The sequence below is a fragment of the Streptomyces sp. SID13726 genome (assembly GCF_010548375.1).
Taxonomy (GTDB): domain Bacteria; phylum Actinomycetota; class Actinomycetes; order Streptomycetales; family Streptomycetaceae; genus Streptomyces.
In genome coordinates, this window is record NZ_JAAGLY010000005.1 from 188,620 (window position 1) to 210,777 (window position 22,158).

The following is a 22,158-nucleotide window of genomic DNA, read 5'->3' on the forward strand; positions in this document are numbered from 1 at the left end:
CGATTCGGGGGCACAGTCATGAGTTCTGTCGTAGCCGTCGCCGTGCTGGGGGTCGTGGTTCTCCTCGTCCTCCTGGCGCTGGTCGTGGTCACCCGCTACAAGGTGGCCGGGCCCAGCGAGGCGTTCATCGTCACCGGGCGGCGCGGGAAGAAGTCCACGGACCCGGAGACCGGCCGGGTCTTCACCGACAACAGCGGGCAGAAGGTCGTGGTCGGCGGCGGGGTGTTCGTCGTGCCGTTCGTCCAGCAGAAGTTCAGCCTCGACCTGTCCTCCCGGCACATCCCCGTCGCGGTGCGCGGCGCGGTCACCCTGCGCGGGGTCAAGGCCAACCTGGACGGTGTCGCCATCGTCAAGGTCGGCGGCACCGAGGACTCCATCCGGGCCGCGGCCCAGCGGTTCCTGATGCAGCAGGACGGCATCGTCGGCTTCACCCAGGAGGTGCTCTCGGGCGCGCTGCGGGCGATCGTCGGCCGGATGTCCGTGGAGGACGTCATCCGGGACCGCGCGGCCTTCGCGGGCCAGGTCGCGGAGGAGGCGGAGGCGAGCCTGTCCGGGCAGGGCCTGGTCCTGGACGCCTTCCAGATCCAGGACATCACCACCGAGGGCTCCTATCTGGAGGACCTCGGCCGGCCGGAGGCGGCCCGGGCCCGGCAGGAGGCCGACATCGCCGAGGCCATCGCCCGGCGTGCGGCCGAACAGGCCCGGCTGAAGGCCGAGGAGGAGATCGCGGTCGCCCAGCGGACGTTCGCGCTGCGCCAGGCCGAGATCAAGGCCGAGACCGACGAGGCCTCGGCCCGGGCGGCGGCGGCCGGTCCGCTCGCCGAGGCGGCCCGGCAGCAGGAGATCCTCGGGCAGCAGGAGAAGGTCGCCGAACGGCAGGCCGCGCTGACCGACCGTCAGCTCGACACCCAGGTCCGCAAGCCCGCCGACGCCCAGCGGTACGCCGCCGAGCAGGACGCCGAGGCCAAGCGGGTGGCCCGGGTCAAGCAGGCCGAGGCGGAGAAGGCGGCGGGCATCGCGGCCGCGCAGGCGGAAGCCGAGCGGGCCCGGCTGACCGGTGAGGGCGAGAAGCAGCGCCGGAGCGCGCTGGCCGAGGCGGAGGCCGTGGAGGGCCTGAAGCGGGGTGAGGCGGAGCGGTCCCGGCGCGCGGCGATCGCGGAGGCGGTCCGGCTGGAGGGCGAGGCCGACGCGGCGGCGATCGGGGCCAAGGGGGCGGCCGAGGCGGAGGCGATGCGCAAGAAGGCGGACGCGTTCGGGCAGTACGGCGACGCGGCGATCCTTCAGATGCTGGTCGAGGTGCTTCCCCAGGTCGTCGCCAAGGCGTCCGAGCCGCTCAGCGCCGTGGACAAGATGACGGTGATCTCCACCGACGGCGCGGGCCGCATCCCGCGCGCGGTCGCCGACAACGTCGCCCAGGGCCTCGAACTCCTCGGCTCCACCACGGGCGTCGACCTCGCCGAACTCCTCAAGGGCGTCACCCGCCGCACCCCGGAGCCCAAGGACCAGCCGGCCCGGTCCAACGGCAAGGTCGAGATCACCGGTTGACGGTTCCGGCGGCAGGGGTTCACCCCCGGGAACACCTGCCGTCGAGGCCTACCGCACAGGGAACCCGAACGAGTACCCCTGCTGCTTCAGCCACGGCAGGACCTCGCGCAGCGCCTCGACCGTCTGGGCGCGGTCGCCGCCGGCGTCGTGGAAGAGCAGCGTGGGGCCGTTGGGGAGTTCGCGCTGGACCGTGGCCACGATGGCGGCCGTGCCCGGGCGTTCGAAGTCCTTGGTGTCGACGTTCCAGCCCAGCGGGCGCATGCCGCGGGAGGCGGCCAGCTTGCGGCTGTACGGGGTGAACGCGCCGCCGGGAGCCCGGTAGTACATCGGCCGGACACCCCCGGACGCCTCGGTGATCATGCGCTCGGCGTCGAGGATCTGCTGCGACTGGTAGGCCTCGGACTTCTTGTCCATCGTGGTGTCGTGGGACACCGAGTGGTCGCACAGCCGGTGCCCGGCGGCCACGACCCGCTTCACCAGATCGGGGTGGGCCTGCGCCTGCGTGCCGACCATGCAGAACGTCGCCTTCACCCCGTACTCCCGCAGCACGTCCAGGACTTGGGGCGTCCAGGTCGGGTCCGGGCCGTCGTCGATGGTGATGTTGACGCCCCGCGCCCCCTTGTCCGAGGCGTGCGCGATGCTCACGTCGACGGGCTTGACGGCGGCGGCCGGCGAGGCGGACGCCTTCGGCGCGGCACCGCCCACGGCACCGGCCTGCGCGGTCCACACCGAGGCACCGGCGGCGAGCAACGTCACCCCGAGCGCTGCCCCGAGCACCTTGCCGTACCAGCCCCGCCCGCCGTGCCGTGCCATGTCCGCCCCGCTTCCGCGTAGTTCCTCGCCGGTCCTCGATCACCTCGCGACCACCTGGCAGGACGAGAGAAGTCGCCCCCGGGATGCGTCCGTTACCGATCACGGACAATCCCGGGGGAGTTCGGGGACAACTCGCGCCCCGCAACTTTCGGTCCCGGCGACTCCTTGACCGCCGCGACGCGCACAGGGTAGACACAGCGCCAACAGATGTTTACGTAAACATTGCCTTCGACGTCCACATCTCTGTGTCCCGCCGGGACGCGCGCCGCACGGAAGAGCTGGAGTACGAGACATGGCACACCCCACCCGCCGGAGACGGCTTCTGGGCCTCGGCGTCACGGCCCTCGCGACCGGGACCGTTCTTGCGGCCACCGCGCTGCCGGCCGCGCACGCCGAGGTGACCGCGACCGCGGCGGTCACCGTCCGCCCCGACCCCTCCTACCAGCAGGAGAAGTTCGAGGGCTGGGGCACCAGCCTGGTCTGGTTCGCCAACGCCACCGGCGACTACCCGCCCGCCGTCCGCGAGAAGCTGGCCAAGCTGCTGTTCGGCGACGACGGTCTCGCGCTGAACATCGCCCGCTACAACATCGGCGGCGGCAACGCCCCGGACGTCAAGGACTACCTGCGCCCGGGCGGCGCCGTCGAGGGCTGGTGGAAGGCCCCGGCGGGCACCACCCGCGAGGACGTCGACTGGTGGGACGCCGACGACCCCAAGGACTGGAACAACAAGGCCGACAAGACGCAGCGCTGGTGGGTCGACCGCATCAAGAAGGACATCACGCACTGGGAGGCGTTCAGCAACTCCCCGCCGTGGTTCATGACCGAGAGCGGCTACGTCTCCGGCAACTTCGACGCGGGCAAGGACCAGTTGAAGACGGAGTCCGTGGACGACTTCGCCAAGTACCTGGTGGGCGCCACCGAACGCCTGGAGAAGGCGCACCACATCAAGGTCGACACCCTCGACCCGTTCAACGAGCCGAACACCAACTACTGGGGGACCACGCTCGGCGCGGACGGACAGCCGGTCGGCGGCCGGCAGGAGGGCGCCCACATCGGCCCCGAGCTCCAGCAGAAGGTGATCCGCGCGCTGGCCCCGACCCTGGCGAAGTCCCGGACGGACGCGGAGATCTCCGCGATGGACGAGACCAACCCCGGGACCTTCGCCACCAACTGGAACTCCTACCCCCAGGACGTCCGCGACCTGGTCGGCCAGATGAACGTCCACACCTACGGCACCAGCCAGCGCACCACCGTGCGCGACCTGGCCAAGGCCGCGGACAAGCCGCTGTGGATGAGCGAGGTCGAGGGCGACTGGGGCGACGGGCAGAGCTTCACGGACATGCGTCCGGGCCTGGGCCTGGCCCAGCGCATGGTCGACGACCTGCGTGAACTGGAGCCCCGCGCCTGGGTGTTCTGGCAGCCCGTCGAGGACTACGACAACATGAAGCCGGGCGGCGAGTCCGCGAAGGGCGGCAACTGGGGCGAGATCCAGCTCTCCTTCGGCTGCACCGCGAAGGACACCCTCAAGTCCTGCCCGATCTACACCAACACGAAGTTCGACACCGCCCGCAACTTCACGCACTACATCAAGCCCGGCGACCGGCTGATCCGCACGAACGACACCTCCAGCACCGCGGCGATCGCCAAGAAGGGCGACGCGGCCACGGTCGTCCACGTCAACAGCACCACCGAGGCGCGGGACGTCACGATCGACCTGTCGAAGTTCGGCCGGGTCTCCGCCAAGGCCACCGTCACCCCGGTGGTGACCAGCGCCGACGGCAAGCTGGTGAAGCGGAAGCCCGTCCGGGTCAGCGGCAAGCAGGCCACGATCGCCGTGCCCGCCCAGTCGGTGACGTCCTTCCTCGTCAAGGGAGTCTCCGGCGTCGCCAAGGACGCGGCCGAACTGCGCAAGGGCCACACCTACGAACTGACCGGCGTCCAGAGCGGCAAGGACCTCACCATCGCCGCGAACGGCACGGGCCTGGTGATCAGGAACGCCGACAGCGCCGACCGGAGCGGCCGGCAGTGGCAGGTCAAGCAGATCACCGGCAGCGACAACCGCAAGCGGTACGTCCTCACCGAGGCCACCGCGGGCAAGCGGCTGGCCGTCCGGGCCGGTGCCCTGGTCGCCGAGCCCGACGAGGGCCGCCGTGACAGCGCCGCCCAGTGGATCATGTCGACGACCGGCGACGGCACCTGGACCCTCGTCAACGCGGCCACCGGCCAACTCGCCGACGTCGGCGGTCAGTCGACCAGCGACGGCGCCGCCGTGGGCCTGTGGACCCCGAACTCCGGCACCAACCAGCGCTGGAAGGTGACCGAGGTGAAGCCCGCGGCCACGCGGACCGAGTAGCCCCGCCCCCACCCCCACCTGCGACGCCCTCGCCGGTCACCGCCTTCGGTGACCGGGCCGGGGGCGTCGTGCGTTTCCGGCGTCGTACGGCAGGGTGCCGGCGCGGCGCACGGGCCCGGCGTCAGCCCGCCGCGTCGGGGCGACCCGTCAGCCCGGCCAGTTCCGCGTCGTAGTAGCCCCCGCCCCACCCCCACCTGCGACGCCCCCGCCGGTTACCGCCTTCGGTGACCGGGCCGGGGGCGTCGTGCGTTTCCGGCGTCGTACGGCAGGGTGCCGGCGCGGCGCACGGGCCCCGCGTCAGCCCGCCGCGTCCGGGCGACCCGCCAGCCCGGCCGCTTCCGCGTCGTACAGCAGGGCCGGGTCGAGGCCCATCCCCGTGAAGTGGCCCGCGAGTTCGAGGGACAGGACGCCGTGCAGCCGGGTCCAGACGGTCAGGGCGCGGTCGAGGACCTCGGGCGGGGCGGGGTGGCCGGCGGCCCAGTCCCGGTGGGTTTCGAGGTGGACGGCGAACGGCGTCGGCGGGCCGCTCGGGGGCAGCGCGGCGCACGCGTCCAGGAGGATCGCCATGATCTCCGCCGCGATCGCGGTGGTGTCGGCGGGCGCCTGGTAGCCGGGGACGGGCGTGCCGTAGACGAGGAAGTACCGCTGGGGGTCCGCCAGGGCCCACTCCCGCAGCGCCCGCGCCAGCGCGGTGAGGTCGGCGCCGGTGCCCGCGGCCGCGTGGAAGGTGTCGGCGAGGCTGCGGTAGGCGTCCCTGACCAGCTCGGTGATCAGCTCGTCGCGGCCCGCGAAGTACCGGTAGAGCGCGGGTCCGCTCATCCCCATCCGCTTGGCGATCGCGTTCAGCGAGAGCGCGGAGGCGCCCGCCTCGGCGATCTGCTCCCAGGCCCGCTCCTTGACCTCCGTACGCACCTGGGCGCGGTAGCGCTCGCGCGGAGTCTTCGCTTCCGAGTTCACCATGGTTAGAGGCTATCACTGAAGTTATTGACACTCTCGATCCTGTGCTGTTATAACTTCTAACGAAAGCGAAGTCGAGTAACGAACCGCTGCCGTGGAGGCCGTCATGAACACCCAGGAACTCGTCGAGGTCGTCCTGCCGGGCACGGTCGAGCCCAAAGGACTCCAGGTCAGGCAGGGAACCGTGCCCACCGCAGGCCCCGGCCAGGTGGTGATCCGCATGGAGGCGACCGGCGTCTCCTTCGCCGAACAGCAGATGCGGCGCGGCCGCTACTACGACCAGCCGCCGTTCCCGTTCGTGCCGGGCTACGACCTCGTCGGCACCGTGCTCGCGACCGGCGAGGGCGTCTCGCCCGGCCTGGCCGGCACCCGGGTCGCCGCGCTGGTGAAGGTCGGCGGCTGGGCCAGCCACGTCCTCGTCGACGCGGCCGACGTGGTGCCGGTGCCCGACGGGATCGGCGCGGCGGAGGCGGAGACCCTCGTCCTCAACGGCATCACCGCCTGGCAGATGCTGCACCGCAAGGCCCGCGTCCGCGCCGGGCACACCGTCGTGGTGTACGGCGCCAACGGCGGCGTCGGCTCGGTCCTGGTCCAGCTCGCCCGGGCCGCCGGCGCCCGGGTGATCGGCACGGCGTCCGAGCGCCACCACGACGCGCTGCGGGAGAGCGGGGTCGAGCCCGTCGACTACCGCGCCCCCGATGTCGCGGCCCGCGTCCGCGCCCTCGCGCCGCGCGGGGTGGACGCCGTCTTCGACCACGTCGGCGGCCCGGGCATCGTCGACTCCTGGCGCCTGCTCGCCCCCGGCGGCACGCTCGTCTCCTACGGCAGCGCCGCCACCCGGGACGCCCAGGGCTCCAAGCAGCTGCCCGTCCTCAAGCTGCTGGGCCGGGTGTGGCTGTGGAACGCGCTGCCCAACCGCCGCAGCGCCTACTTCTACAACGTGTGGGCCGGGCGGGCCCTGTCGAAGAACCGGTTCCGCACCCGGCTCCACACCGACCTCACCCAGGTCTTCGCCGCCCTCGGCCGCGGCGAGGTCACCGCCCGGATCGCCGCCGAGCTGCCCCTCGCCCAGATCGCCGACGCCGTACGCCTGGCCGAGTCCGGCACGATCGCCGGGAAGGTCGTCCTCAAGCCTTAGCGGAGCCCCCCGAAGCCGACAACGCATAGACAACTTCCTTGCAACAAAGCGGAGTTGTGCGACGAACGGCTCGCTGTACGATCCCGTTCCGCACCAAGGTCATCGAGTTGGACTCCGCGCCCCAGTTAAGGAACCCATGCGTAAATTGACGTCGATCGCCGCCAGTGCCCTGCTCGCGTTCGCCGGACTCACGGCCGCCGCGGGCGCCCCCGCCCAGGCCGCCGGAGACCTGGAGTACGTGGCTCTCGGGGACTCGTACGCCTCCGGAGTCGGAGCCGGCCACTACGACACCGCGAGCGGCGACTGCAAGCGCAGTGCCGTCGGCTACCCGGGCCTCTCGGCGGCCGCGCACGGCGACTACACGCTGAAGGACGTCTCGTGCAGTGGGGCGACCATCGCGGACGTACGGGCGAACCAGCTGCCGGCGGTGACCAGCGGCACCGACCTCGTCACCCTCACGGTCGGCGGCAACGACGCCCAGTTCACGTCGGTGGTGCAGGCCTGTCTCACCCAGAGCGACAGCTACTGCGAGACCGCCACCCGGTGGATGTCGTCGTACGCCACGCACCAGATGGTGACCGAACTGGCCGGGCTGTACAAGGAGATCGAGGACCGGGCGCCGCAGGCGAGGATCATCGTCCTCGGCTACCCGCAGGCCCTCTCCACGACCGGCACCTGCCCGGTGATCGACCTCAGCGCCGCCAAGCGCGCCGACATGAACGCCTTCGCCGACGCGCTGGCCGAGGGCACCCGGGCCGCGGCCGCCCAGGCGTCGGTGACGTTCGTCGACATGCGCGAGCCGTTCGAGGGCCACGGGGCGTGCGGCTCCGACCCGTGGATCAACGATCTCAGCAACGCCTCCGAGGTCTTCCACCCCAACCTGGCGGGCTATCTGGCCGGTTACTCGGACCAGTTGAACAAGGCCTGGGGCTGATCCGCCGGTTGCCCGGGACGGTGACCGTCCCGGGCAGCCGTACGCCGTCGGTCAGGTGGTGAAGCGATGGGTGCCGGAGCCGACCCGGTACACCGCGCAGCCGTCCTCCTCGCGCAGGAACGTCCCGTGCGTACGGCTCACCGCGTCCGCGCGGGCGGCGGGGACCCACACCTCGGCGGTCGTGTTCGGCGGCACCTCGCACGTCAGCGTGAACCGGCCGTCCCGCAACCGCCATCGCGTCGAGACCGGACCGTGGACCGAGGTGAACCTGGCCCGCGCGCTGGTGACTTGGCCACCGGGCCGGGGCCGGACGACGATCTCGCGATAGCCCGGCCGGCCCGGCGAGATACCGGCGATGTTCGCGTACATCCATTCGCCCACCGAGCCGTAGGCGTAGTGGTTGAAGGAGTTCATCCCCGGGTCCTGGAAACTGCCGTCGGGCCGGATGGAGTCCCAGCGCTCCCACATCGTGGTGGAGCCCCGGTCGATCGGATATCCCCAGCTGGGGAAGGTGCGTTGGAGCAGCAGCCGGTAGGCGACGTCGGTGTGGCCCGTGTCGGTCAGGACCGGCAGCAGCCGGGGCGTGCCGAGGAAGCCCGTCGACAGATGCCAGTCCCTGGCCTCGATCAGCGCGACCAGCCGGTCGGCGGCGGCCTCGCGCGCCGCATCCGGCAGCAGGTCCATCGAGAGCGCGAGGACGTAGGCGGTCTGGGTGTCTCCCTTGATACGGCCGTCCGCGCCGACGTAGGCGTTCTGGAAGGCCGCGCGTATCCGCTCGAAGAGCGCGCGGTACGGCCCGGCGTCCTCGCCCAACTCCCCGGCGATACGGGCCGCGAGGTCGGCCACGTGCGCGAAGTAGGCGGTGGCGATGACGTCCTTGGGGGTCTCGTCGTCGACGTTCAGCCAGTCGCCGTACCCCTGCGCGGGCCGCAGCAGCCCGGTGCTGTTCCGCTCCAGATACGTCAGCCAGGCCCGCACCGACGGCCAGGCGTCCGCGAGGACCTGTCGGTCGCCGTACGCCCGGTAGAGCGCCCAGGGGACGGTGACCCCCGCGTCGCCCCACCCGGCGGTGCCGCTGCCGAGGGTGCCGACGACCGGCGCCACGTCGGTGAACGCGCCCTCCGAGGTGCGTGAATCCCGCAGGTCCACCAGCCACTTGGACAGGAAGCGGGCCGACTCCATGGTGTAGGCGGCCGTCGGCGCGAAGACGTTGATGTCACCGGTCCAGCCGAGCCGCTCGTCCCGCGCGGGTGTGTCCGTGGGCACCGAGAGGAAGTTGCCGCGCTGACCCCAAGTGATGTTGTGGTGCAGCTGGTTGAGCATCGGTACGTCGGTCTCGAAGTCCAGGGTGAAGGGCGCGGAGGTGTGCATCACCCGCCCGGTGACGGCCTTCGCCGTCGGAGTGCCGGGGAACCCGGTCACCTCGACGTAGCGGAACCCGTGGAAGGTGAACCGGGGTTCGTGGACCTCCTCCTTCCCGCCGCCCTTCAGGGTGTACGTGTCGGTCGCCGCCGCGCTGCGCAGGTTCGCGGTGTAGAGGGTGCCGTCGGGGTTGAGCACCTCGGCGTGTCGGAGTCGTACGGTCGTCCCGGCCGCCCCCGACACCCGCAGCCGCACCGAGCCGACCATGTTCTGCCCGAGGTCGAACACATAGGCACCGGGCCGGGGTTGCGTGACGCTCTTCGGCATCAGCTCTCGCTCCACCCGCACCGGGCCGTCCACCTGCGCGACGATCAGGTCCGGTCCGACGTCCCCCTCGTCGCGGACGGGCAGCCAGCCGGTCTCGTCGAAGCCGGGTCCGGTCCAGCCCGGGGTCTCCTTGCGGGCGTCGTACGTCTCGCCGCCCAGGAGGTCGGCCGCGACGATCGGTCCGGCGGCGGCCCGCCAGTCCTCGCCCGAGGCGATGCGCTCGCTCGTCCCGTCCGCGTACTCGACCTCCAACTGGGCGCGCAGTGCCGGGCGTTGACCGTACTGTCCGGGCCCGAACATGCCCACGTTGCCCGCGTACCAGCCGGGTGCCAGGCAGACGCCGAGCGCGTTGGCGCCGGGCCGCAGCAACTCCGTGACGTCGTACGTCTGGTACTGGACCCGGGTGCGGTAGTCGGTCCAGCCGGGCGCGAGTTCGTCGCGGCCCACGCGGCTGCCGTTCAGGTGGGCCTCGTAGAGCCCGAGCGCCGTGGCGTACAGCCTGGCCCGGGCCACCGCGCGGCGCGGCAGCCGGAACTCGTGCCGGAGCTGGGTGACGGCGTACGACACCGGGACGACCCGCCCCCACGGCCCGGCACCCCACGCGGCGGCGACCCTGGCCGCCGGCCAGCCCCGGTCGTCGTACCCGAACTCCCGCCATCCTTCGGCGGGTTGCTGGTCCGTCGCCTTCCAGGAGCCGTCGGTGAACACCTTCCGCTCACCGGAGGCGGTACGCACGACGAGGACGGCGACGAGTCCCGCCGGGCCGACGGAGGCGTTGGTCGCGGAGACGGCGATAACGTTGTCACCGGAGCGCACCCGGTCCAGTACGTCGATCACGGCGGGCCTGCGCCAGGTCTCGTTGTCGGTGTCGAGGTCGGTGTGGGCCACCTCGACGCCGTTCACGGCGACGGCGTACACGTTGTCCGCGGTGATGGCGAGCGTCGCGGCCGTGATCCCGGCGGGCAGTTGAGCGGTGCCGCGGAACCAACGGGTCGCGGCCGGGACGCTGTTGGCCGGGTCGCCCTCGTCGAACCAGATCCAGGACGCCCCCTCGAAGGACGGCGTGCCCGTCGGGGCCGAGATCCAGCGCGCGGTCCACTGCCCGGCCCCCATCAGCCCGGTCTCCCACCACGAGGGCGCGCTCCACTCCGAGACCCGCCCTTCGGCGTCCCACACCCGCACGGACCAGTGGTAACGCGTCCTGGGCCGGAGTGCGGGGCCGTCGTAGGGCACGAGGGCGGACTCGGCGGACCTGACCTTCCCGCTGTTCCAGACGTCGGGTCGGGACAGCCGGGCCGCGGTCGTGGCCACCCGCACCTGGTACGCGCTCTGCCGCACACCGGGCCGGTCCGAGACCAGCGGCCAGCTCAGGCGGGGGCGTGGGGTGTCGAGGCCGAGCGGTTGCCGGACGTATTCCACTGTGGGCGAGGTGACTTGCGGGGCGCCGCCGGCGGGTCTTGTGGTCGCCGCGGTCGCCGGTACGCCGTCCACGGTCACCGCCGCGACCGTCGCGACGGCGGTCGCGAGCATGTTCCTCCTGCTGATCACTACGACTCCTCACTCATATGGGCTGGACGCACATGGGTTGGGTGAATCGATTCAAAACGGGGAGGTGTGGGTAACGTAGAGCCGCGTGGGGCCCGGGTCAATCGTCCTGCGACGGTTTTCCTGTGCCGCGTCCGGGAGTTGAACGGTTTCAATCGCGGAACCGGGTCAACCTGTCCCGCCTTCCGGTCATCTCAGTGAGGGGTGAGCACCGGAAGGGAGGGACTGTGTCGGCCGTCAGCCAGCGGGTGCACCTCGTGCTGCTCACCGCCTGGACGATCCTGTGGTTCGCGGTGGTCCAGCCGCACGGCGGCTTCTCCTGGCACTACCTGCGCACCGGCGGCGAACTGCTCTACGCGGGCCCGGCCCGGCCAGACGGCGGACTGAACCTGTACGCCCACCACCCCGAACTCCAGATGGGCCCCGTCAGCTTCCTGGCGGCCGGACTGTTCAACCCCTTTCCCGAGCAGGTCGGGCAGTTCCTGGCCGCCGCGCTCATGTCCCTGCTCGGCCTGGTCATCCTGGTGGTGGCCGGACGCAGCGCCGCCTGGCACTTCCTGGGCACCGGCACCAACCACCAGCGGCTGCGGCAGCGGGTGCTGATCGCGGGCCTCGCCTTCATCCCGATGTGGATCGAGGTCGCCGTCCGCTTCGGCCACCTCGACGACGTGCTGGCCCTCTTCTTCACGGCCCTGGCCGTCCGCGCCCTCACCCGGGGCAACCCCGCCGCGACCGGTGCCTTCCTGGCCCTGGCCATGGACTCCAAGCCGACCGCGCTGGCCTTCCTGCCGCTGCTGCTCGCGCTGCCGAGGGCGCAGTGGGCGCGCGCGGGACTGTGGTGCGCCGCGCTGGTCGCACTGGTGTGGGCGCCGTTCCTCCTCGGTGCCCCGCACTCCTTCGCCGCGGCCGAGTTCACCATCCCCAACCAGCCCGCGTCCGCGCTGCGCTGGCTCGGCGTCGACGATCCGCGCACCCCGAGCTGGGACCGGCCCGCGCAGGCCGCGGCCGGGCTGGCGCTGGGCTGTGTCGCGGTCCTGCGCGGCCGCTGGCCCGCCGTCGTGCTGCTCGGCGCCAACGCCCGGATCGTCCTGGACCCCAGCGTCTACACCTACTACACCGCCTCCGTGCTGCTCGGCACGCTCCTGTGGGACGTGATCGGCCAGCGCCGGCTGGTGCCCTGGTGGAGCTGGATCGCGCTGCTCACCCTGTACGGCGCGGTCTTCGTCGTACCCGACGACGCGGCCCGCGGTCTGATCCGGCTCGGCTTCGTCGCCGTGTCCACCGCGTACGTGCTGTTCTGGCCGGTACGGGACCGCCGTCGCCCGCGTGGCGGAAGACGAGCACCGGTTGCTGTCCCTTTTGCGTTCTTTGGGGAACGCGATGGCCTTCAAAGCCCTCCTTCTTCGTGAAGGAAACCGAACGGGCAGGGAAACCGGGGATCGATGGGTATGGGTCTGACCAGCGAGACGACCGTTGACGTGATGGCGGTACTCGCCGTCGTCTGTGTGGCACTGCTGGTCTGGCTGTGGCCGCGGTTCGCCCGGCAGGGGGTGCGGCAGGTGCTCGGGCGGCTGGTGGCCATCGGGACGACCCAGGTGGTGATCGTCGCGGCGTTCGCGTGCTGGCTGAACTCGTCGTACCAGTTCTTCGGTTCGTGGGGCGAGCTCTTCGGCAAGGTCGAGACGGCGCCGGTCGGCGTCACCCAGGCGGACGCCCGCGGCGGCGGCTCGGTGTCCGACATCGCCGTGAGGGGGGCGCTGGTGCAGCCCGCCACCGACGAGCAGCTCAAGCGGGTCACCGGGCTGCCGAGCGGTCCGGCGGAGGTGACCGGGCGGGTGGAGTCGGTGAAGGTGATCGGCCGCCGTACGGGCGTGGTCGACCCGGCGTTCGTCTACCTTCCGCCGCAGTACTTCCAGAAGGCGTACCGGTGGCAGCGCTTCCCGGTGGTCGTGGCGCTCAGCGGTTACCCGGGCAGCATCTTCAACCTCGCGCAGCATCTGCGGGTGCCGCAGACCGCCGCCGAGCTCCAGAGGACCGGGCGGATGCAGCCGACGGTCGTGGTCATGATCCGGCCCACGATCGCGCCGCCGCGCGACACCGAGTGCGTGGACGTGCCGGGTGGTCCGCAGACCGAGACCTTCCTGGCCAAGGATCTGCCCGACGCCCTGAAGTCCGCCTACCGGGTGGGTCACGACGCCAGCGCGTGGGGTGTCATGGGCTACTCCTCGGGCGGCACCTGCGCCCTCCAGCTGACCATGCGCGATCCGCACGTCTACACCACGGCCGCCGCGCTCTCGCCGGACTACCGGATCAAGGACGACCCGACCACCGGCAACCTCTTCGGCAACGGCCCCGACCGCGCCGAGCGCAAGAACAGCCACGACCTGATGTGGCGGCTCAAGCACCTGCCCGCGCCGCAGGTCTCCGTCCTGGTCGCCGAGAGCAAGCACGGCGAACGGGGCTACCCCCAGACCCAGGCCTTCATCAAGGCCGTCAAGCCCCCCATGCGGGTCGCCTCGATCCTCCCCGACCAGGGCAGCCACAACTTCCCGACCTGGGTACGCGAGATGCCCCCCGCCCTGACCTGGATGAACCAGCAACTCACCTTCCCCCAGGACGTCGTCCCCCAACTCCAGCGCAAGCCCAAGGGCAAGGCGACGGACACCCGCCCCGAACAGAACCACGGCACCCTGAGGGCCGACGGCACAGAACCGACACCTACGGCGCCTACGCGTCGGTGAGATGGTCTGCGGGGTGACTCGGGGGCGATGAGCGGCGGTTCGGGGGCTCGCTTGTTGTCGGTGATGCCGGGTTGTTCGGCGGGTCGGAGGGAGGCGTCGGGTCAGGACGTGACCGGCTTGCACACACCGGGTCCGGCGGCCATCGGCTCGGGTGTCCCGGACCCGGCCGCCATCCGCTCGTTCGACTTGAGCCCGGCCGTCCTCTGACCCGGGCTTGCGCATACCGGGTTCGGTGGTGATTGGCTCGGGCGATCCGGACCTGGCTGCCACCGCCCGGCCGACCCCCGGCTCGCCTGACGCCCTTGCCCACGAGGCGATCCGCCCCGGGCCGATCCGCGGCTCGCGCTGCTGCGAGGTGCGGCGATGCCGTCTTCTCCGCCGGGCGACCTCTCCCCGGCCGTCCCCCACCAAGTTGTCGCCCGCCTGGTCAGGCTTCAACCGGTGTCACCCTCTCTTCAGGGTGGCCCCCCTCAGCGAAGTGCCCCCGGCCGATCCACCACCCGTCCCGCTCCGGATCATGCCGGTGCTACGCCGGCCGGCCCCCTTTCAGGCCAGTCCGCCGCGCTCTCCACCAGGTGATCCGCCTCCCGGTCCGCTGCTCCTCCACCTGGTGTCCGCCCCCCGCCGAGCGGCTCACCCGTCCCGCTCCGGACTGCGCCGGTGCTGCCTCCGCGGTCGGATGACCCCCTCCGGCCGACCCACCGCCCCTTCCACCAGTGGGCCGTCCTTGGCGAGCGGCTCACCCGTCCGGCTCCGGATCACGCCGGTGTTGCCTCCGCTGCCGGACGATTCCCCTCCAGCCGACCGCCGTCCCTTCCGCCAGGTGTCCGCCCCCGCCGAGCGGCTCACCCGTTCCGCTCCGGACCACACCGACACCGCCGCCTCCGCTGCCGGACGATCCCCCTCCGACCGACCCCCGCCCCCTCGACCAGCCGCCCCACGTCGACCCCAGCCCGGCCCACCCCGAAGCCCCTCCCCACCACTCACCCCACGCCCCCGGCCAATCCACCCCCCGCCCCGCTCCGGATTACGCCCGGACCGAGGTACGCGAACGACGGAGGAGCGGTGATGGAGTACAGGTCGATGGAGGGACGGCGCAGGTCGGGGGAGGTGGGGCGGTGCGGGGTGCGGACGGCTGTCGTGGGGGGCGGGGTCGCCGGGCTGAGTGCTGCTTATCTGCTGGGGCGGACCGGGCACGTCACGTTGTACGAGGCCGATGACCGGCTCGGTGGGCATGCGCACACGCATGAGGTGACGTCGGCGTACGACGGCAGGGTGCACCGGGTGGACTCCGGGTTCATCGTGCACAACCGCCGTACGTATCCGAACCTGCTGCGGCTCTTCGACGAACTCGGCGTGGCCACCCGGGAGTCGGAGATGAGCATGTCGGTGCGGTGCGAGGGGTGCGGGCTGGAGTACGCCGGGGCCCGCGGTCCGGGGGGACTGTTCGCCCAGCGGGGCAATCTCGTGCGGGGGCCTTATCTGCGGCTGCTCACGGAGGTGCCGGCCTTTCATCGGGCCGCCCGGCGGCTGCTGGCCGGCCACGGCGACGACACCCTCACCCTCGGCGACTTCCTGGACCGGGAGGGCTTCTCCGCCTACTTCCGCGCCCACTTCATGACCCCGGTGGTCTCCGCCGTGTGGTCCTGTGACGCCGTCACCGCCCAACTCCACCCGGCCGCCCACCTGTTCCGGTTCCTGGAGCACCACGGGATGCTGTCGGTGGGCGGCTCACCGACGTGGCGCACGGTGAGCGGCGGTTCCCGCAGCTACGTCGACCGTGTCGCCAAGCACATCGGCGAGATCCGCACCGGCACCCCCGTCCGGTCCGTACGGCGGCACGCCGACACCGACGGCGTCACCGCCGCCGACGGCACCACCGAGTCGTACGACGCCGTGGTGATCGCGGTCCATCCCGACCAGGCGCTGCGCCTGCTGGCCGATCCGACCGCGCGGGAAAGGGAGTTGCTGGGCGCCTTCCGCTACTCCCGCAACACCACGCTCCTGCACACCGACACCCGGCTGCTGCCCCGCGCCCCCGGCGCCCGCGCCTCCTGGAACTACCTGATGCCGGCCTGCGCGGCCGGTGCCGAGAACGTGCGGGTCAGCTACGACATGAACCGGCTCCAACGCCTCGACGCCACCGACACGTTCGTCGTGACGCTGGGCGGCGAGGACCGCGTCGACCCCGGCCGGGTCCTGGCCCGCATGGTCTACGAACACCCCGTCTTCACCCCGGAGTCGGTCGCGGCCCAGCGAAGAATGCCCGAACTCGCCTCCCCCGTCTGCGTGTTCGCCGGTGCCTACCAGGGCTGGGGTTTCCACGAGGACGGCTGCCGCTCCGGCGTCGAGGCCGCCGCCGCGCTGGGAGCGCGCTGGTGAACGCCGTACCCGCCCTCTACCCCTGCACGATCGCCCACGTGCGGACCGCGCCCCGCCGCCGCACCCTGCGCCACCGCACCTATCTGTGGCTCCTCGACCCCGACCGGCCGCCCCGACTGCCCTTCCCGCTCAGGCCGTTGGCCCGCTTCGACCCCCGGGACCACTTCACCGGCGAGCACCCCTCGATCCGGGCAGGGCTCGACGCGTTCCTGGCCGGGCACGGGGTGCGGCTGGACGGCGGCCGGGTCCTGATGCTGACCCACGCGCGTGTGCTGGGGTACGTGTTCAACCCGCTCACCCTGTACTGGTGCCACGGCCCCGCGGGCGACCTGCGCTGCGTGGTCGCCGAGGTGCACAACACCTACGGCGGCCGCCACTCCTACCTCCTGCACCCGGACCCGACCGGCACCGCGCGCGCCGCGAAACGGTTCTACGTCTCGCCGTTCCTCCCGGTCGACGGCCACTACCGGATGCGGCTCCCGGAACCGGCAGAACGCCTCGACCTGACCGTGCACCTGGACCGCGAGCACGGCAGGGCCTTCACCGCGACCGTACGCGGCACCCGGCGCACCGCGAGCCCAACAACCCTGCTGCGCCTGGCACTTCGCCACCCCTGGTCCACCCTCGCCGTCGCGACCGCGATCCGCGTCCACGGCGTACGCCTGTTCCTGCGGGGCCTGCCGGTCCAGCCCCGCCCCGACCACCGCACCCCGGAGAAAGCCACATGACGACAGCGGAAACCCGCGGCACCGCGCCGTCGGCCGTCGACCCCGCCCGCTGGCCCGACGTCTCCCGCGTCCCCGCCGCCTCCCGCCCGCGTACGGCCCTCACCGCGGCGCTCGTCCGCAGGGCCCTCGGCGGGCTGCCCCTGCGGGTCCGGTACGCCGGGGCCGGGGACCTCGGCGGGGGCGGGCCGCTGATGGAGGTGCGGGACCCGGCAGCGTTCCACGCGCGGGTGGGGACCCACGGCCTGGTCGGCTTCGGCGAGTCCTACATGGCGGGCGAGTGGGACGCCCCCGACCTGGTCGCCGTACTCACCGTGCTCGCCGGACACGCAGCCGAGCTGATCCCCGCCCCGCTGCAACGGCTGCGCGGCCTGTGGGCCCCGCGCCACCCGAGCGCGGAGCGCAACACCCCCGACGGCTCCCGCACCAACATCGGCCGCCACTACGACCTCTCCAACGACCTCTTCGCCCTCTTCCTCGACGACACCCTCACCTACTCCGCCGCCGTCTTCCGGGGCTTCCCCGCGAGCCGGGACCTGCTCGCGGCGGCCCAGCACCGCAAGATCGACCGGCTGCTCGACCTCGCCGGAGTGGGCGAGGGCACCCGGCTCCTGGAGATCGGCACCGGCTGGGGCGAACTGGCCCTGCGGGCCGCCGCCAGGGGCGCCCGCGTCACCTCGCTCACCCTCTCGGCACGGCAACAGGAGCTCGCGACGGAACGGGCGCGCGCGGCGGGGCTCGGCGAACGGGTCCGCGTCGACCTGTGCGACTACCGCGAGGCACGCGGCGAGTACGACGCCGTGGTCAGCGTCGAGATGATCGAGGCGGTCGGCGCCGAGTTCTGGCCCGTCTACTTCCGCGCCCTGGACGCCCGGCTGGCCCCCGGCGGCCGGGTGGCGCTCCAGGCCATCACCATGCCGCACGCGCGGATGCTCGCGACCCGGGAGACCTTCACCTGGATCCACAAGTACGTCTTCCCCGGCGGCCTCATCCCCTCCACCGAGGCGATCGAGCACACCGCCCGCGACCGCACCGCGCTGCGCCTCACCCGCCGCGACGCCTTCGGCGCCCACTACGCCGAGACCCTGCGGCTGTGGCGCGAACGGTTCACCGAACGCGCCGACGAAGTCACCGCCCTCGGCTTCGACGACGTTTTCCACCGCCTGTGGACGTTCTACCTGGCCTACTCCGAGGCCGGCTTCCGCTCGGGCTACCTCGACGTCCAGCAGTACCTGTTCGTCAAGGACGCCCCCGGCCGCACCGAGGAGCGACCGTGAACGGCTTCCCCTGGAGCGCGTTCGCGCTCAACCTCGCCTGGTCCGCCGCCGCGGCCCTCACCGTCATGCTCGTCACCTTCGCCGTCGGGGTACGCGCGGGCGTGCACCGGGTTGTCGACGTCGCCTGGGGCCTCGCCTTCACGGCGGTGGCCACGGTGACCCTCGCCGCCTCCAGCGGGGAGGGCGATCCCGTACGACGGCTGCTGGCGACCTCGCTGACGGCGATCTGGGGGCTGCGCCTGGCGGTGCACATCGCCCGCCGGGCCCGGGGTCACGGCGAGGACCCGCGCTACGACGCGATGCTGGCCAAGGCACCCGGCAGCCGCGACGCGTACGCCCTGCGCAAGGTCTACCTCCTCCAGGGCGCGCTCGTCTGGCTGGTGTCCCTGCCCGTGCAGACCGCGCAGTACGCGCCCGGCCCGCCGACCGCCCTCACCTGGGCCGGAGCCGCGCTGTGGGCGGTGGGGATCTGCTTCGAGGCGGTGGGGGACGCCCAGCTGGCCCGGTTCCGGGCCGACCCCGCGAACCGGGGCCGGATCATGGACCGCGGCCTGTGGGCGTGGACGAGACACCCCAACTACTTCGGGGACTTCTGCGTGTGGTGGGGCCTGTTCCTGCTCGCCTGCGCCTCCTGGCCGACGGCCGCCCTGACCGTCGTATCGCCGCTGGTCATGACCCTGCTGCTGACACAGGGCAGCGGGAAACGGCTGCTGGAACGCCACATGGCCGACCGGCCGGGATACGCCGAGTACCGCTCGCGCACGAGCGGCTTCGTGCCGCGTCCACCCCGCCCGGGGCGGAGGTGACGGGCGGGATCCGGGAGGATGGGCCCGCGGGAGGGTGCGTGCGCGCGCGGAACACGAGGAGCGTCTTATCGAGCCACACGAGCCACACGAGCCACAGGACGACACTGTACGGACGGCGCTGACCCTGCGCCGGCCGCGACCGCCGCACCCGAGGGCGGCCGTCCTGCTGCTGCACGGTGGACAGGAGACGAGCGAACGGGCCGCCCGCCCCTGGCAGTTGGCCGCGCTGCGGCTGGACCCCGTGGCCCGCGCGGTCGCCGCCGCCCTGCCCCACCCGGACGTCCTGGTGGGCCGGGTCCGCTACCGCCTGCGCGGCTGGAACGGCGAGCGCGCCGACCCGGTCCTGGACACCCTGCGCGCCCTGGACACCCTCGCCGAACTCGCCGGGCCCGTGCCCACCGTGCTGGTGGGCCACTCCATGGGCGGCCGAGCCGCACTGCGCGCCGCCGGCCACCCCCTGGTGCGCGGCCTGGTCGCCCTCGCGCCCTGGTGGCCACCGGGAGAACCCGTGACCCAGACGGCGGGCCGCCACGTCATCGCCCTGCACGGGGCCCGCGACCGCGTCACCTCGGCCACCGAGACGGCCGCCTGCGTACGCCGGGCGAGCGCCGGCGCGGCCAGCGCGGGCATGGCGTTCCTCGCCGACACCGACCACGCGATGCTGCACCGCGCCACGTTCTGGCACCGCACCACGGGCGCCCTGGTCGCCCACCTGCTCGCCCCGACGACCACGCCTGAGCCGCTGCCTGAGGAGTGCTACGGGGGTGGGGACTTTCCGGTGCTCTGAGGGGCGGGGGTGGGTGGCTCTTGCCGGGGGCGGTCTCGGTCACCTTGGGGAGGGCGGACGGCGACGGGGGGATGAGGCTCTCGCCGGGGGCAGCTTCGGCTACTCGGGGAGGAGTGGCGATCGGGGCGGGAGGGGCTCCGGCCGGGTCGGTCTCGATCACGTGGGGAGGGGCGGGACGGCGATCGGGGCGGACGTGGCTCCGGCCAGGGGCGGCCTCGGTCACCCGGGGAAGGCCAGCACAGCGACCGGAGTGGACGTCGGCCGTCCCGATCCGCCCTCCGGTTCGAGCGTGATCCCCATGCCCGACGCCCCGTCGACGGCGCCCCGCAGCAGCACGGCCTGGTCGGCGCGGCCGGGGTCCATCAGGCCGGCCGGTCGCATGGTCCCGTCCTCGTCGAACCACAGCTGGTAGACCTTGCCGCCCGGCGGACGGCCCATCCCGGTGACGAGGAGTACGGCCCGGTCCAGTTTCCGGGAGACGACGACGCTGCCGGTGGCGCCGCCGGCCAGGCCGGTGGCCCGGGTCCTGGCGTCCGGCGCGGCCAGTACGGCGGCGATCGCGTCCACCGCCCGCACCGCGCCGCGTGCCCGGTCGCGGGCGTCCTCGGCCCTCTGGTGCTGCCACACCGCGCCCCCACCGGAGACCACGGCCACCGCGAGGCAGGCGGCGAGCGCCCAACGGGACAGCACGGGGGCCCGCGGGCCACTGCGGGGCTGGGACATCGCGTCCGTGCGCTTCTGTCGGGCCCTGGCGACCCGGCTCAGCATCGGGGCTCGCGGGCCGTCGTGACGCTGCTCGATCGGGTCCCCGCGCTTCTGTCGGGCCCCGGTGATCCGGCTGAGCACCGGAGCCCATCGGGTGTCACGGCGCTGCTGCTGCTTGATCGGGCGGGGACGCGCCTGACGTACCCCGGTGATCCGACCCCGCATCGGAGCCCATCGGCTGTCGCGGCGCTGCTGCTGCTCGATCGGGCCGGGACGCGCCTGACGTACCCCGGTGATCCGACCCCGCACCGGAGCCCACCAGCCACCCCCGCACCGCTCGATCGGGCCCGGGCGCACCTGACGTATCCCAGAGATCCGGTCCAGCACCCGTTCCCGCAGCCCCGGTGAGGGCGCGGTGGACACGGCGAGCCCCAGTCGCGCGGCCGTCGCGGTGAACTCGGCGGTCTCCCGTGCGCACTCCTCGCAGCCCGTCAGGTGCCGCTCGAACGCGCCGTTCTCCGCGTCGGACAGGGCGTGCAGGGCGTACGCGCCGGTCAGCCGGTGTGGGTCCACGGCCGTCACACGCTCACCCCCAGGCAGTCACGCAGCCGGATGAGCCCGTCGCGCAGCCGGGTCTTCACGGTCCCCAGCGGAAGCGCCAGCGCCTCGGCCACCTCGCGGTAGGTCAGCCCCCGGTAGTAGGCCAGGGTGACGGACTGCCGCTGGAGCTCGGTCAGCGTGCGCAGACAACGCCGTACCTGCTCCCGTTCCAGCCGGGCCTCGACGCGCTCGGCGACCTCGTCGTACTCGGGAAGGCGTGCCAGCAGCGCGGCCCGGTGGTCCCGGGCGGCCGCCGCGTCCACCGAGCGCACCCGGTCCACGGCCCGGCGATGCGCCAGGGTGAGGATCCAGTTGACGGCCGTCCCCCGGTCCCGCCGGTAACGGGGAGCCGTCCGCCACACCTCCACCAGCACCTCCTGCGTCACCTCCTCCGACTGCGCCCGGTCCCGCAGCACGGCCCGCACGACCCCCAGCACCGACCCCGCCACCACGTCGTACACCCCCGCGAACGCCTCCTCGTCCCCGAGCGCCACCCGCCCCACCAGCTCCTCCAGATCGGGCCCGGCGGACGGACCTCCACCGATGTGCACTGCTTCTCTCACCGAGGGCCTCCGCGGTCCGGTACCTGTCCGTGCGTACCGGGTTCCGGGCGGGGGAGGGGAACGGATGCGCCGGCGGGGACTGGATGCGGAGGCCGGAAGGCCCGTCCGTCACGGTTCGGTACGGACTCCGTGGACGAGTTGGAAGAACATCGAGAAGCAGATGTGCACGCGAACCCGCAGGTGGGCGCAATGGCGTCTTTGCCCGTACTTTAGTGTTGCTCTTCGCACGGCCTGTACCGCTCGCTCGTAATCGCACCATCAGGGGGTCGCCGTATGGCGGATGAATTCAAGGTCGATCTGGGTCAATTGGGATCGTTCGGACGCGTTCTGAAGCAGTCCGTCACGGACCTGGAGGAGGCACGCTCGGCGCTTTCCTCGGTCAGCGCCGAACAGATCGGCACCCCGCGGCTGGACGAGGCGTGCGAGACCTTCCAGAACAAGTGGAAGTACGGCACCGGCCAGTTGAAGGACATGATCAAAGCGGTGGACGAGGGCGTGGAGAAGACCGCGCTGAGCTACCAGCAGTTCGAGGACAACCTCTCGAAGGCCCTCAAGAAGATGGAAGAGACGAACGCCGCGAATACCGGGGGAAAGTAAT

Annotated in this window: 16 protein-coding genes and 2 pseudogenes; 12 read left to right on the forward strand and 6 right to left on the reverse strand. The window is 72.5% G+C overall.

What is annotated here, in order from left to right:
• Positions 1-18 precede the first annotated feature (18 nt).
• Positions 19-1,545 (forward strand): flotillin family protein, encoded by a 1,527-nt coding sequence (locus G3I78_RS15145; RefSeq protein WP_164424565.1) that lies wholly within the window; start codon positions 19-21, stop codon positions 1,543-1,545.
• A gap of 48 nt (positions 1,546-1,593) precedes the next feature.
• Here the strand turns inward: G3I78_RS15145 and G3I78_RS15150 are convergent, their stop codons facing one another.
• A complete protein-coding gene (locus G3I78_RS15150) occupies positions 1,594-2,358 on the reverse strand; it encodes a polysaccharide deacetylase family protein (protein WP_164424567.1) in 765 nt (254 codons plus the stop codon).
• Between the two features lie 292 nt (positions 2,359-2,650).
• Between G3I78_RS15150 and G3I78_RS15155 the strand changes: the two genes are divergently transcribed.
• A complete protein-coding gene (locus G3I78_RS15155; protein WP_164424569.1) occupies positions 2,651-4,711 on the forward strand; it encodes a glycoside hydrolase in 2,061 nt (686 codons plus the stop codon).
• A 297-nt stretch (positions 4,712-5,008) separates the two neighbouring features.
• Here the strand turns inward: G3I78_RS15155 and G3I78_RS15160 are convergent, their stop codons facing one another.
• The gene (locus G3I78_RS15160; RefSeq protein ID WP_164424571.1) at positions 5,009-5,671 is read right to left on the reverse strand and encodes a TetR/AcrR family transcriptional regulator; all 663 of its coding nucleotides are present in this window, start codon (positions 5,669-5,671) and stop codon (positions 5,009-5,011) included.
• A gap of 103 nt (positions 5,672-5,774) precedes the next feature.
• Between G3I78_RS15160 and G3I78_RS15165 the strand changes: the two genes are divergently transcribed.
• Positions 5,775-6,806, forward strand: coding sequence for a medium chain dehydrogenase/reductase family protein (locus G3I78_RS15165; protein WP_164424573.1), 1,032 nt, complete (start codon positions 5,775-5,777; stop codon positions 6,804-6,806).
• Positions 6,807-6,942: 136 nt separating this feature from the next.
• The gene (locus tag G3I78_RS15170; RefSeq protein ID WP_164424575.1) at positions 6,943-7,740 is read left to right on the forward strand and encodes an SGNH/GDSL hydrolase family protein; all 798 of its coding nucleotides are present in this window, start codon (positions 6,943-6,945) and stop codon (positions 7,738-7,740) included.
• 51 nt (positions 7,741-7,791) lie between these two features.
• On the opposite strand, the gene G3I78_RS15175 is transcribed toward G3I78_RS15170, so the two are convergent.
• Positions 7,792-10,977 (reverse strand): alpha-L-rhamnosidase, encoded by a 3,186-nt coding sequence (locus tag G3I78_RS15175; protein WP_343243760.1) that lies wholly within the window; start codon positions 10,975-10,977, stop codon positions 7,792-7,794.
• Between the two features lie 224 nt (positions 10,978-11,201).
• Between G3I78_RS15175 and G3I78_RS15180 the strand changes: the two genes are divergently transcribed.
• From G3I78_RS15180 to G3I78_RS15210, 7 genes are all read left to right on the forward strand, one after another.
• Positions 11,202-12,383, forward strand: coding sequence for a hypothetical protein (locus tag G3I78_RS15180; RefSeq protein ID WP_343243761.1), 1,182 nt, complete (start codon positions 11,202-11,204; stop codon positions 12,381-12,383).
• A 39-nt stretch (positions 12,384-12,422) separates the two neighbouring features.
• Positions 12,423-13,715, forward strand: a complete 1,293-nt coding sequence (locus G3I78_RS15185) for an alpha/beta hydrolase-fold protein (RefSeq protein ID WP_164424577.1) — start codon at positions 12,423-12,425, stop codon at positions 13,713-13,715.
• Positions 13,716-14,783: 1,068 nt separating this feature from the next.
• Positions 14,784-16,097 carry an FAD-dependent oxidoreductase gene (locus G3I78_RS15190; protein WP_164424579.1) on the forward strand — a complete coding sequence of 438 codons (1,314 nt, stop codon included), beginning with the start codon at positions 14,784-14,786 and terminating at the stop codon, positions 16,095-16,097.
• On the forward strand, positions 16,094-16,825 hold the full coding sequence (locus G3I78_RS15195; RefSeq protein ID WP_164424581.1) for a DUF1365 domain-containing protein: 732 nt from the start codon (positions 16,094-16,096) through the stop codon (positions 16,823-16,825). Before G3I78_RS15190 ends, G3I78_RS15195 begins: the two co-directional genes overlap by 4 nt.
• A complete protein-coding gene (locus G3I78_RS15200; protein ID WP_164424583.1) occupies positions 16,822-18,099 on the forward strand; it encodes a class I SAM-dependent methyltransferase in 1,278 nt (425 codons plus the stop codon). The genes G3I78_RS15195 and G3I78_RS15200 overlap by 4 nt, the downstream gene beginning before the upstream one ends.
• Entirely contained in the window at positions 18,096-18,905 is an 810-nt protein-coding gene (locus tag G3I78_RS15205; RefSeq protein ID WP_164424585.1) for a DUF1295 domain-containing protein, read from the forward strand. Before G3I78_RS15200 ends, G3I78_RS15205 begins: the two co-directional genes overlap by 4 nt.
• Positions 18,906-19,023: 118 nt before the next feature.
• Entirely contained in the window at positions 19,024-19,692 is a 669-nt protein-coding gene (locus G3I78_RS15210) for an alpha/beta fold hydrolase (RefSeq protein ID WP_164425272.1), read from the forward strand.
• Between the two features lie 219 nt (positions 19,693-19,911).
• On the opposite strand, the pseudogene G3I78_RS15215 reads toward G3I78_RS15210, so the two are convergent.
• The 3 genes and pseudogenes from G3I78_RS15215 to sigK all read right to left on the reverse strand — a co-directional run.
• A pseudogene (locus G3I78_RS15215) lies at positions 19,912-20,460 on the reverse strand (anti-sigma factor); the annotation flags it as partial.
• Between the two features lie 282 nt (positions 20,461-20,742).
• Positions 20,743-20,979, reverse strand: a pseudogene (locus tag G3I78_RS15220) (zf-HC2 domain-containing protein); the annotation flags it as partial.
• Positions 20,976-21,560 (reverse strand): ECF RNA polymerase sigma factor SigK, encoded by a 585-nt coding sequence (gene sigK / locus G3I78_RS15225; RefSeq protein WP_164424587.1) that lies wholly within the window; start codon positions 21,558-21,560, stop codon positions 20,976-20,978. The pseudogene G3I78_RS15220 and the gene sigK, both read right to left, overlap by 4 nt.
• Positions 21,561-21,833: 273 nt before the next feature.
• On the opposite strand from sigK, the gene G3I78_RS15230 reads away from it, so the two are divergent.
• Positions 21,834-22,157, forward strand: a complete 324-nt coding sequence (locus G3I78_RS15230) for a hypothetical protein (protein WP_164424589.1) — start codon at positions 21,834-21,836, stop codon at positions 22,155-22,157.
• The last annotated feature ends 1 nt before the right edge of the window (position 22,158 follow it).